At 60.3% G+C, this 11,509-nt stretch carries 9 protein-coding genes; 7 read left to right on the top strand and 2 right to left on the bottom strand.

From position 1 onward, the window contains the following. Positions 1 to 48 precede the first annotated feature (48 nt). Positions 49 to 1,101 (bottom strand): FliC/FljB family flagellin, encoded by a 1,053-nt coding sequence (locus tag AC5QPF_RS30595; protein ID WP_494961295.1) that lies wholly within the window; start codon positions 1,099 to 1,101, stop codon positions 49 to 51. A gap of 249 nt (positions 1,102 to 1,350) precedes the next feature. On the opposite strand from AC5QPF_RS30595, the gene AC5QPF_RS30590 reads away from it, so the two are divergent. The 3 genes from AC5QPF_RS30590 to AC5QPF_RS30580 all read left to right on the top strand — a co-directional run bounded on the left by AC5QPF_RS30590 (position 1,351) and on the right by AC5QPF_RS30580 (position 4,538). Further along, on the top strand, positions 1,351 to 2,175 hold the full coding sequence (locus AC5QPF_RS30590; protein WP_494961294.1) for a MotA/TolQ/ExbB proton channel family protein: 825 nt from the start codon (positions 1,351 to 1,353) through the stop codon (positions 2,173 to 2,175). Further along, complete coding sequence (locus tag AC5QPF_RS30585) at positions 2,172 to 3,026, top strand: OmpA family protein (RefSeq protein WP_494961293.1); 855 nt, start codon at positions 2,172 to 2,174, stop codon at positions 3,024 to 3,026. The genes AC5QPF_RS30590 and AC5QPF_RS30585 overlap by 4 nt, the downstream gene beginning before the upstream one ends. A gap of 111 nt (positions 3,027 to 3,137) precedes the next feature. Further along, positions 3,138 to 4,538 carry an ATP-binding protein gene (locus AC5QPF_RS30580; RefSeq protein WP_494961292.1) on the top strand — a complete coding sequence of 467 codons (1,401 nt, stop codon included), beginning with the start codon at positions 3,138 to 3,140 and terminating at the stop codon, positions 4,536 to 4,538. 118 nt (positions 4,539 to 4,656) lie between these two features. Here AC5QPF_RS30580 and ycaC read toward each other — a convergent pair whose 3' ends face one another. Then, the gene (gene ycaC / locus AC5QPF_RS30575) at positions 4,657 to 5,280 is read right to left on the bottom strand and encodes an isochorismate family cysteine hydrolase YcaC (protein WP_494961291.1); all 624 of its coding nucleotides are present in this window, start codon (positions 5,278 to 5,280) and stop codon (positions 4,657 to 4,659) included. 205 nt (positions 5,281 to 5,485) lie between these two features. Here ycaC and AC5QPF_RS30570 point away from each other — a divergent pair, with 205 nt between their 5' ends. From AC5QPF_RS30570 to AC5QPF_RS30555, 4 genes are all read left to right on the top strand, one after another. Further along, complete coding sequence (locus AC5QPF_RS30570) at positions 5,486 to 5,956, top strand: type II RES/Xre toxin-antitoxin system antitoxin (protein ID WP_494961290.1); 471 nt, start codon at positions 5,486 to 5,488, stop codon at positions 5,954 to 5,956. Next, a complete protein-coding gene (locus AC5QPF_RS30565; RefSeq protein WP_494961289.1) occupies positions 5,953 to 6,444 on the top strand; it encodes a type II RES/Xre toxin-antitoxin system toxin in 492 nt (163 codons plus the stop codon). The genes AC5QPF_RS30570 and AC5QPF_RS30565 overlap by 4 nt, the downstream gene beginning before the upstream one ends. Positions 6,445 to 6,583: 139 nt before the next feature. Beyond that, positions 6,584 to 8,071 (top strand): sigma 54-interacting transcriptional regulator, encoded by a 1,488-nt coding sequence (locus AC5QPF_RS30560; RefSeq protein WP_494961288.1) that lies wholly within the window; start codon positions 6,584 to 6,586, stop codon positions 8,069 to 8,071. Positions 8,072 to 8,121: 50 nt separating this feature from the next. After that, a complete protein-coding gene (locus AC5QPF_RS30555) occupies positions 8,122 to 11,508 on the top strand; it encodes a DEAD/DEAH box helicase family protein (RefSeq protein WP_494961287.1) in 3,387 nt (1,128 codons plus the stop codon). The last annotated feature ends 1 nt before the right edge of the window (position 11,509 follow it).

The following is an 11,509-nucleotide window of genomic DNA, read 5'->3' as shown; positions in this document are numbered from 1 at the left end:
GCGAGCAGCCCCAGAACTGGCTGCACTCGGAAGTGCAGCCAGTGCGGCTTATTGCAGCAGCGACAGCATCTGCTGCGGCATCGAGTTGGCCTGGGACAGCACCGAGGTACCGGCCTGTTGCAGGATCTGCGCGCTGGTCATGGCCGACACTTCGGTGGCGTAGTCCACGTCCTGGATCCCGGAGCGGGCGGACGTCAGGTTAGTCACCGTAGTGGAGATGTTGGTGATCGCCGAGTCGAAGCGGTTCTGGATCGCACCGAGGTCCGAACGCATGGAGTCCACGGTGTTCAGCGCGGTGTCCAGGGCGGTCAGGGTGTTGGTGGATTTCTTGGTCACCTCGTTCTCGGTGTCGATGGTGATGGTGGCGCTGGTGGTCGAGCCGCTGGTGGTGGTCTTCACCGAAGCCGCGTAGGTCTTGCCGCCCACGGTCAGGAAGTAGTCGCCGTCGGCGTCGGTGGACAGGGTGCCGCCGCTGATGGTGGTGCCGGAGCTGTCGACATAGCTGGTGTTGGTGCTGGTGATCGCGGTGCCCGAAGCGTCGTTCAGGGTGGTTGCGGTCAGGGTGGTGTCGTAGCCGTTGACGTTGAAGTCGGCCAGGCCCAGGGTGGTGGCGTTGATCGACTTCAGGTCGATCTCGATGGTTTCGCCGTCGTTGGCGCCGACCTGGATGCTGATCTTCTGGTTCGACGACAGCACGTTCACGCCGTTGAACGAAGTCTGTTCGGAGATGCGGTTGATCTCGTCCAGACGCTGGGTGATTTCATCCTGGATCGATTGCAGGTCGGACTGCGAGTTGGTGCCGTTGGCGGCCTGCACGGCCAGTTCACGAATGCGCTGCAGGTTGTCGTTGACCTGGTCCAGGGCGCCTTCGGTGGTCTGCGCCAGGGAGATGCCGTCGCTGGCGTTGCTGCTGGCTTGTTCCAGACCGGTGATCTGCGAGCTCATGCGGTTGGCGATGGCCTGGCCGGCGGCGTCGTCGGAGGCGCTGTTGATCTTCAGGCCCGAGGACAGACGCTCGATCGAGGTGCTCAGGCTGTTTTCCGAGGCGCTGAGGTTCTTCTGCGCGATCAGCGAGGTGATGTTGGTATTGATGACGGACATGGTGAGGTTCCTTTTCGTGGTTGGGCACTTGTGACAAGCACGTATCCGGCGCTCTACCACTCAGCGCCGTTGTCTGGCTGACAGCGCGAACATCGGCGCTGCGAAAAGCCACCTTTAGTGCCCGGCGAAAAAAATTTCGGCCCCGGCCGTGGGCCAAGCTCACCGACAAAAGTGCCTGTATTAGCGCCTTTGCCGTGGGCCGTGCGGGGCTATAAAACGCCCATCACCGTCACCGCCTGCGAAATTCCAATGAATCCATCGACCCTGATCGGCCTGTTCGCCGGCCTGCTCCTGCTGGGCCTGCTGCTGATGTTTTCGGCGCAGCATCCGGCGCTGCTGCTCGACCTTGGCAGCCTCGGCATCGTCCTCGGTGGCACCTTCGCCGCCACTTGCATCAGCTACCCGCTGGACGAGGTACGCCGCATCCCCGGGCTGGTCGCTGCGGTGCTGCGTCGCGAGCGCGATCCGGCACCGGCGGTCATCGAGGACATGGTCGTTCTGGCGCGACGCTGGAACGATGGCGACCGCCGCGGAGTAGAGAACGCCCTGGCCGAGGTGGGCAATCCGTTCCTTGGCTCCGGGGTGCAATTGCTGGTGGATCAGGTGGCCGAAGAAGACATCCTTGAACTGCTGCAATGGCGCATCGCCCGGCTGCGGGCCAAGGAGCAGGCCGAGGCCCAGCTGTTCCGCGCCATGGCCGCGTACGCCCCGGCCTTCGGCATGCTCGGGACGCTGGTTGGCATGGTGAATCTGGTGTTCGTCCTCGGTGACGGCGACATGGGCAATGTTGGCCGGCAAATGGCGATGAGCCTGACCGCCACGCTGTATGGCCTGCTGCTCGCCAACCTGGTGTGCAAGCCCATCGCGGTGAAGCTCGAACGGCGTACCGAGCAGCGGGTGGTGCTGATGAACATGATCCTCCAGGGCATCTCGATGATGGCGCGCAAGCGCAGTCCGGGATTGATGCGGGAAACCCTGAAGTGCTTCGTCGCCCACTATCACGATGAATTGCAGGGCCAGTCGCCGCGCCGCGTCGGCAAGCCGCTGCTGACCCTGTGGCGCAAACGCGCATGAACCACGCCACGGCAGTCGCCGACAATCGCTACTGGCTGGAGCGCCAGCGCAGCCTCGAATTCGAGCTGATCAAGGCCCGGGAGCGCCAGTGCAGTCTCAAGCGGGCCGCGGGCGCGCCGGATCTGCTGGGTGTTCCGGTCGGGGAGGGAGAAAGCGATGGCTGGATGCTGACCTACCTGGACCTGATCACCGTATTGCTGGTGATGGTCATGGCGATGCTGGCACAGGCCTTGATCCAGCGGCATGCACCGGTGGATGCCGCGTCGGCTCGCGTGCTGGACATTGCCGGGTTGACCCGTGTCGAAGCACCGGGATCTTTGTTGCTGGTGCCGCCCGTGCCTGCACCGGCGGTTGTCGAGCCGGTGGTCGAGGCGCCGCCTGAACCTGCCGTCGCGGCCCCCATCCCGGAGGAGCCCACCAACCCGCTGGCGGACCTGCCGCTGGATCAGTTGGGCAGCGATATCGAGGTGATCCGCAATGAGCGCAGCGTCAGTTTCCGTATCGACAGCAGCATTCTCTTCCCCTCCGGGCAGGCCGATCTCGATCCCAAGGGGCTGGAGGTTCTGCAACGGCTGGCGGGTGTATTGAAGGGCTTGCCGCACCGCATCCTCGTCGCCGGGCATACCGATACGCGGCGGATTCGCAATGACCGCTATCCGTCCAACTGGGAGCTGTCCGGGGCGCGTGCGGGCAGCGTGGTGCGCTTCCTGCAGCAGCAGGGGATCGCGGGGGAGCGCATGACCGCGATGGGCATGGCGGGGACGCAGCCGCTGGCGGACAACGGCAGTGTCGAGGGGCGGGCGCGGAACCGGCGGGTGGAGTTGACGCTGGAGAAGCGGGAGGGGTCGTGAGGCTGGTGGAACCGATTCCCTACAGATCATGAAACAACCTCATCCATTGCCAGGTTCTGCCGCGATGTAGGCTTACGACCTTCATCGTGAACGGCACGGGAGCCTGCAGACATGAGTGAGCACCAGCAGCGGGAATGGAAGACCGCATGGCGTGACGAATACCTGAAATGGATATGCGGTTTCGCCAATGCCGAAGGTGGTGTGCTGGAGATTGGCCGAAACGATGAGGGGGAGCCGGTCGGGTTGGCCGGTGCGCCCCGATTGCTGGAAGAGATTCCCAACAAGGTGCGCGACGTGCTCGGCATCATGGTCGATGTGAACCTGCAGGAGGAAGCGGGCAAGGCCCTGCTGCAGATCGTGGTACCGGCCTACCCGAGCCCGGTCAGCTACAAGGGTGAATATCACTACCGCAGTGGCAGTACCAAACAGGAACTGAAAGGCCCGGCACTCTCGCGCTTTCTTCTGCGCAAGCAGGGTTTGCACTGGGATGGTATTCCTTTACCCGGCTTGGTTCTGGACGATTGTCAGCCCAACGCCTTGCGCGACTTCCGGACCAGGGCGGCCAGAAGTGGCCGGGTCGACGAAGCGGTGCTCGAGGAAAGTGACGCTGCCTTGCTGGCCAACCTGCAGCTTCAGGAGGGGCAGTACCTGAAGCGGGCGGCTGCGCTGTTGTTCGGTACCCAGCCCGAGCGTTTCGTACCCGGTGCGTTCATCAAGATCGGCTTCTTCGTCACCGATGACGACCTGCGTTATCAGGATGAGGTCCATGGCGATCTGTTTACCCAGGTCGAAAAAACGCTGGACCTCTTGTACAGCAAGTACCTCAAGGCCTACATCCACTATGAGGGGGTGCAGCGTGTCGAGCGCTTTCTGTTTCCCCTGCAAGCCTTGCGCGAGGCATTGCTCAATGCCGTGATCCACAAGGACTACGCGAGTGGCATTCCGATCCAGATCAGCGTTTATGAACATCAGGCCGTGATCTGGAACCCGGGGCAGTTGCCGGACAAATGGACGGAAAAACACTTGCTGTCGAAGCATCCCTCCCATCCGTTCAATCCCTTGCTGGCTGCGGCGTTTTTCCGGGCTGGCTATATCGAGTCGTGGGGACGAGGCATCGAGAAGATTCTCAGCGAATGTCGTGAACATGGAATTCCACTGCCGGCATTCGATGGCAGCCTGTCGGGGCTGATGCTGACCTTCCGCACCAGGCCGGCGCCACCGGTCCTGGCTACGGCGGAAGCGCCTGAGGTGTACAGAACCACCCAAGAAACTACCCAAGAAACTACCCAAGAAACTACCCAAGAAACTACCCAAGAAGGCGCACCTGAGAAGGTGCGAGAGAAAATCCTGGTGCAGTTGCGTCGGCGACCAACCACGACGAGGTTCGAGTTGGCTAGTGCGTTGGGCCTGACCCCCGAAGGTATCAAGTATCACTTGAACAAGTTAAAGGCAGAGGGCGTCGTTCGACATGTTGGCGCGACCAAAAGCGGGCATTGGGAGGTGTTGAGGTAAGCGAGACAGCATCCGCAGTCTTGGTTGTATACGAGGACCTTGTGGGAGCTTGCCAGCGATAGGGTTCTGGAAAACAAAGAAGCCCGCTCAGACCGAGCGGGCTTCTTTCATTCAGCGATTACTTGGTGAAGGCGGCGTAGCTGTTCATCAGGTTGCGATAGTTGGGAATCCGCTGCGACAGCAGGTTGCCCAGGCCTTCGATATCGTTGCGCCAGTCGCGGTGCAGCTCACAGGCTACCGAGAACCAGTTCATCATCTGCGCGCCGGCCTGGGTCATGCGGTTCCATGCGGCCTGTTGCACGGTGGTGTTGAAGGTGCCGGAAGCATCGGTCACCACGAACACATCGAAGCCTTCGGCCAGCGCCGACAGGGTCGGGAAGGCGACGCACACATCCGTCACCACACCGGCAATGATCAGCTGCTTGCGGCCGGTCGCCTTGATCGCCTTGACGAAGTCCTCGTTGTCCCAGGCATTGATCTGGCCAGGACGCGGGACGTACGGCGCGTCCGGGAACATCTCCTTCAGCTCGGGAACCAGCGGCCCGTTCGGGCCTTGCTCGAAGCTGGTGGTCAGGATGGTCGGCAGTTCGAAGAATTTCGCCAGGTCGGCCAGCGCCAGCACGTTGTTCTTGAACTCGTTCGGCGAGAAGTCCTGCACCAGGGAAATCAGGCCGGTCTGGTGGTCGACCAGGAGGACTACGGCGTCGTCTTTGTTCAGGCGGTTGTAGGTGGCGTTGGTCATGGTGAAAATCCTTTTGTTCGAGAGAGTGTTGGGTTGTTGTCGCTAAGTGAGGCCAGATTACTCAGCTCCCGGAAAAGGATAAATTGGCTGAAAACGGTATTACTGTCTCATTGGAGTGGACAATCAAGGCCGTTAGGTCGACGCGAATGCGTGGTGTGTCAAATGGCGCTATGATCGCGTCACTTGTCGTATCAGGAGGTGCACCATGATTTCCGCCGGCAGCCGTGCCCGCAAGTCGTTCAGCCCCGCCCGCAAGCCCACGGAGTACCTGCTTCGCGAGGACGCAGGCCTGCTCAGTCCTGTGATGATCTACCGCCTCACCGCCGAAGGCTTCGACCTGAAGGACGTGCAGGCGATGCTTGCGCTGTCCGAGTTGTATTCGACCAGGAAGATCATGAGCCGCATCGTCGGCAAGTCCATCCGCACCCTGCAACGCCAGGGCAGCAAGCAGGACGCGCACCTGAATGCCCAGCAGAGCGCCGTGGCCTTCCAGTTCGCCAAGGTGCTGGAGCACGCGATCAACGTGTTCGGCTCGCTGCGGCTGGCGGAGGAGTGGCTGGGGCGGCCGTGCCAGTACCTGGGCGGTGATGTGCCGCTGGACGTCATTGACAACCCGGTCGGGTTCCAGGCCGTCGAGGATTACCTGGAGCGCATCGAATACGGGGTCTACCAGTGAATCCATTGCCATGGTCCGGCGCCTGGCAGGCATGGCGCCTCGATCGCGAGGTCTACAAGGACACCTGGAGCAGCGGTATCGGTGCCCACAGGCTCGGTGGCCGCTGGAATCCGCCGGGCCGGCATGTGGTGTACGCCTCGGCGGACCCCTCGACGGCCATCCTCGAAGTGGCGGTGCATATCGGGTTTGACGCACTGGATACGGTCCGGCACGTGCTGACCTGCTTCGAAGTACTCGATCAAAGCCTGATCAAGGTGGTGCAGCCCGAAGACGTGCCCAATCCGAACTGGCTGACCGGAGCAGCCGCGTCGCCCAATCAGCAGAGGTTCGCGGACGCGCTGCTGGCCGAACATCCCTTCGTGCTGATGCCGTCGGCGGTTGCCCGGCATTCTTGGAATCTGCTGGTGAGTTGCGAGCTGGCGGAGGGGAAGTACCGGTTGGTCAGTCAGGAGCGGTTTGGGTTGGATACGCGGTTGGTGAAGGGGTAACCGCTCCTGTAGGTGATGGCCAGAAGACACTGTTTGCGGACTCAAATTGATTCAATAGTTTACTATCCGTACTCTGAATTGCAGCGCGATGTTGCCGGGCTGGGGCCAATCGGTAATAAGAGTCGGGAGTACAAGGACCGTGTCGAAACGACAACGCACATTGATTTGCTGGGTGGGAGGAAATGACCTCAAGGCCCCGGACGGTGGTGAGATCGGGCCGATCCTGTCCACGTTGCGAGAGGTTGCCTTCGATCGCCTGGTGTTGTTGTGTTCTTACCCGGCCGAACGTGTTGAACCTTACCTTGAATGGCTCGGGTCGAGCATCGGCATTGGCCCGGTCATCGAGCCTTACTATGTGTCGTTGAGTTCCCCGGTCCATTTCCCGGACATCTACGAGGTCGCGCAGGCGCATCTGCAGCGTCTATCCTCTTGTGCCGTGGATCTTTCCATATTGCTGAGCCCTGGAACGCCTGCCATGCAGGCTATCTGGATACTGCTCGGCAAGGCTCGCTATCCCGCGACTTTCTATCAGTCGTCCCTGGAGCAGGGGGTGCAGGAGGTCGTGGTTCCATTTGAGATCGCCGCAGAGTATGTGCCGGCGGCCAACACCATCCCGGACGACAAGCTGCTGCAACTCGCCGACGGGCAGGTTCCGGTGAAAGCGGCCTTCGACAGTATCATCACGCAAAGCGAGCGCATGCTGACCTTGAAGCGTCAGGCGCAGATCCTGGCGCAGAAGCACGTTCCGGTATTGATCTATGGCGAGACAGGAACGGGGAAGGAGCTTTTCGCCAGGGCGATTCACAATGCCGGCCCGCGTTCGTCCCAGCCTTTCATCGCGCTCAACTGCGGCGCGATTCCCTCCGAGTTGATTGACTCGACATTATTCGGTCACTGCAAGGGCGCCTTTACCGGAGCCGTTGCAAACCGCGCCGGCGTTTTCGAACAAGCGCATGGCGGAACACTGTTCCTCGATGAGTTCGGTGAACTTCAAGCGGATGCCCAGGTACGCCTGCTTCGTGCGTTGCAGGAGGGAGTGGTCACGCCGGTCGGTGGAAGTCGGGATATCAGGGTCGACGTGCGCCTGATCACCGCGACTCATCGCAATCTCATGCAGGCTGTCGCTGAAGGAGGCTTTCGCGAAGACCTTTTTTACCGCATTGCCGTGGGCGTTCTGCATTTGCCGCCACTGAGAGAGCGGGAAGGGGACCTGCTGCTGTTGACTGACACACTGTTGAGCGGCATCACCCATCAGGATGAAACCCTGAAGGGTAAGAAAATTTCCGCTGACGCAAAGAAACTTATTCTTCGCCATCCGTGGAAGGGCAACGTGCGTGAACTGCAGTCCACTTTGTTGCGAGCAGCGCTCTGGTGTTCCAGTGATGTGATAAGTGCACCTGATATCGAACAGGCGCTGTTTCAGGTACCGCAGAGCCGGCAAGATCAGAATGTCCAAGATGTTTCGCAAGGTATTGATTTGCAAGAAATAATTTCTTGCAAGGCGCGGCGCTACATCTCTGAGGCGCTACGGGTTACGGCGCACAACAAGACTCGTGCAGCGGCCCTGCTGGGCCTCAAAAGCCAGCAGACCTTGAGCAACTGGATGAGCAAGTACGGCATCGACTAAAAACTTGGCACGGTCCTCGCTGAACGACCGTCATGGACAGAATCGCCTACATGAAATCAGTAAACTTCGAGTTCCTTCGCGCCGGCAACGAATTGCTGGCAAACCTGGCTGGCCTGGCCGAGGCTGTGCTGCATATCGATCCGGGCAGCGCACTCACTCGCTTGCGCAGCTTCGCCGAGGAACTGACCAAATCCATCTACAAGGAAGAGGCACTGCCGCGAATGCCGCAGTCGACTTTCTACGACCTGGTGAAAAGTCCGGTGTTCGTCGATTGCGTCAGCAAGCCTCTGGTTCACCAGATCAATTTTCTGCGCATCCAGGGCAACGACACTGCCCATGGTGCGGAGGGTGATTTGCGTAATGCCCAACTGGCACTGAAGACTGCCCACCAACTGGCCATGTACATGGCTATCAAGTACTACCGCGCCGTACAGGTCGAGATTCCGCAGTTTGCCGAGGTACCGGATCCGGCTGCCATGCTCGCCCGGTTGCAAAAGACGGTCTCCAGCTACGAGAAGGAACTCAACCAGCAGCAGGAAGCGCTGCAACGGGTCATGGACAAGCTGGAACAGGAGCGCACGCGCAATCTCGACAAGCTCGATCCGCCTGCCGAAGCCGACCAGCACAAGCGTCAGCAACAGAGTCAGAAGGTTGCTGACAGCCTGCAATGGAATGAGGCCCGGACCCGGGCCCTGTTGATCGACGCCATGCTCGTACAGGCCGGCTGGGATGTCAGTGATCCCGAGCAGGTTGGCCAGGAGGTGGAGGTCGATTTCCCGGGCAATGCCACGGGCAAAGGGCGTGCTGACTATGTGCTATGGGGCGACAACGGCCAGCCACTGGCCGTTGTCGAAGCGAAGAAGTCTGGCAATGTCAGCTTGCAGGCGGGGCGTGAGCAGGCACGCATGTATGCCGATGGATTTGAGCGCATGGGCCTGCAGCGGCCAGTGATCTTCTATAGCAATGGCTACGAAACCTTCATCTGGGATGATCGGCAGTACAACACCTACCGCCCGGTGTACGGGTTCTACAGCAAGAGCAGCCTGGAATACCTGGCCTACCAGCGCCAGTACCGGGTTGCCGAACTGGAACAGCACAATCCCGACCTGAAGATTGCCGACCGCCCTTACCAGATCGAAGCGATCAAGACCGTTGCCGAGCATTTTCAGAAGCAGCGGCGCAAGGCCCTGATCATTCAGGCCACTGGCACCGGCAAGACCCGGGTCGCGATCGCCCTGGCAGAACTGCTGCTGCGTACCGGGTGGGCCAAGCGCGTGCTGTTTCTTTGTGATCGCAAGGAGCTTCGGGTTCAGGCCGATGATGCCTTCAAGAAGAACCTGCCCGACGCGCCGCGCTGCGTGATCGGCAAGACTACCCGCGTGGACCAGACCGCGCGCATCTACATCGCGACCTATCCGGGCATGATGAACCGCTTTGCCCAGTTGGACGTGGGCTTCTTCGACCTGATCATCGCCGACGAGAGCCACCGCAGCATCTACAACAAATACCGCGACCTGTTCGATTACTTCGATGCGTTGCAGGTCGGTCTCACCGCGACGCCAGTGAAGTTCATCAGCCGCAATACTTTCGATATCTTCGATTGCGAAACCACCGATCCCACCTTCGAGTTCGGCCTGGATGCGGCCATCAACAACGTGCCGCGTTATCTGGTGCCGTTCCGGGTCAAGGACCTGACCACCGATTTCCTGCGCGACGGCATTCATTATCGGGAGCTGAGCGATCAGCAAAAGCGTCAGCTCGAAGAGGATCTTGGCGAAGAGGAGGCCAGGCGCACCACCATTGCTGGCAAGGATATCGGTCGCAGGATCTTCAGCGAGGACACCGACAGGATCATCCTGGAAAACCTGATCGACAATGGCATCAAGGATGAAACCGGCTCCCTGGTGGGCAAGACCATCGTCTTCGCGCAACGCCAGGATCACGCGGAGCACCTGGAGCGTCTGTTCTGCAAGCTCTACCCGCAATACGGGACAAAGGTCTGCAAGGTTATCCACAACGAGATTGCCCATGTGGACACGCTGATCACCGAGTTCAAGAAACCGGACAACAGCTTCCGTATTGCCATCTCGGTAGACATGCTCGATACCGGCATCGATGTGCCGGAAGTGGTCAACCTGGTGTTCGCCAAGCCGGTGAAGTCCTGGGTCAAGTTCTGGCAGATGATCGGCCGTGGTACTCGTTTGAGTCCCAACCTGTTCGGGCCCGGCAAGGACAAGGAAGAGTTCTACATCTTCGACCACTACGGCAACTTCGACTTCTTCGAGCAGGAGTATCAGGAGCCGGAGGATACTGGCGGCAAGTCGCTGTTGCAGACGACCTTCGAGGCACGTCTGGAACTTGCGAAAGCCGCACTCAGGCTCGGCCATGGCGAGGCCTTCGATACTGCCATCGGGCTCTTGCGGGCGGATATCGCTGACCTTCCGGAAACCAGCGTTGCGGTGAGGCGCGAACTGCGCAACGTGCACCAATTGCAGCAGACCGATCTGTTGCAGCGCTTCGACGCCAGGACCCAGCATTTGCTGAGCGAAACCATTGCCCCGCTGATGGCTGCCCGGATCCTCCACGACAAGCATGCCACTGCTCTGGACAAGCTGATTGCCGGTATCCAGCGCTGCCTGGTGGAGAAATCGAGCGGCTTCGAGGATGGCAAGCTGGTGTTGCTTGGCGAGCTGGACAAGCTGGCCGTGAACATCCAGGCCGTACGTCAGAAGGCGGCGGTTCTTGCCGAAGTGCGTAGCGCCGACTTCTGGCAGCAACCGGGTATCTCCAGGCTGGAAAATGCCCGCAAGGAATTGCGCGACATCATGAAGTACCGGCAGACGCAGGGTGCGGTCGGCCACGGGATTGGCATCACCAGGACCCGGGATGACAACGTCCAGATGGAGGAGCGCAAGGTGTCCATCGCAGGTGTCAACGAGGCCCTGCAGTACCGCCAGCGCCTCAAGGGCATTCTCGATGCCATGCTGGTCGCCAACCCGATCCTGCAGAAGATCCATCAGGGTGAGGCGATCGCCCAGCAGGAACTGAAAACCCTCACTTCGACCATTCTCACCAGCCATCCGGGTGTCGGTCTGGACGTGCTGAACGAGTTCTACGGTAGAACCGCAGAGCAACTGCACCTGACCGTACGGGACATCATCGGTCTGGACCCCAAGGCCATCGAAGCGCATTTCACCAGTTTCCTTCACGCTCACCCAACGCTTACCGCCAAGCAGGTGAGCTTCATGAACCTGCTGAAGAACTACATCGCGGAGAACGGCAGCATCGTTGTCGAAAAGCTCTACGACGCCCCCTTCAGCACACTGTCTCCTGATGGCATCGATGGCGTGTTCAAGACCTCCGATGCCGATCAGTTGATCGCAGTGCTCAAACCCTACCTACGTGAGAGCGACTCGCCCTCTGGCGTTCAGGAGTGAC

The organism is Pseudomonas sp. Con_6, assembly GCF_059379395.1.
This window is presented reverse-complemented; position numbering and strand designations above follow the sequence as displayed.

Bases quoted from the DNA above. Each gene is read 5' to 3' on its own strand.
- AC5QPF_RS30595 (WP_494961295.1), bottom strand. From the start codon at position 1,101: ATGTCCGTCATCAATACCAACATCACCTCGCTGATCGCGCAGAAGAAC.
- AC5QPF_RS30590 (WP_494961294.1), top strand. From the start codon at position 1,351: ATGAATCCATCGACCCTGATCGGCCTGTTCGCCGGCCTGCTCCTGCTG.
- AC5QPF_RS30585 (WP_494961293.1), top strand. From the start codon at position 2,172: ATGAACCACGCCACGGCAGTCGCCGACAATCGCTACTGGCTGGAGCGC.
- AC5QPF_RS30580 (WP_494961292.1), top strand. From the start codon at position 3,138: ATGAGTGAGCACCAGCAGCGGGAATGGAAGACCGCATGGCGTGACGAA.
- ycaC (WP_494961291.1), bottom strand. From the start codon at position 5,280: ATGACCAACGCCACCTACAACCGCCTGAACAAAGACGACGCCGTAGTC.
- AC5QPF_RS30570 (WP_494961290.1), top strand. From the start codon at position 5,486: ATGATTTCCGCCGGCAGCCGTGCCCGCAAGTCGTTCAGCCCCGCCCGC.
- AC5QPF_RS30555 (WP_494961287.1), top strand. From the start codon at position 8,122: ATGAAATCAGTAAACTTCGAGTTCCTTCGCGCCGGCAACGAATTGCTG.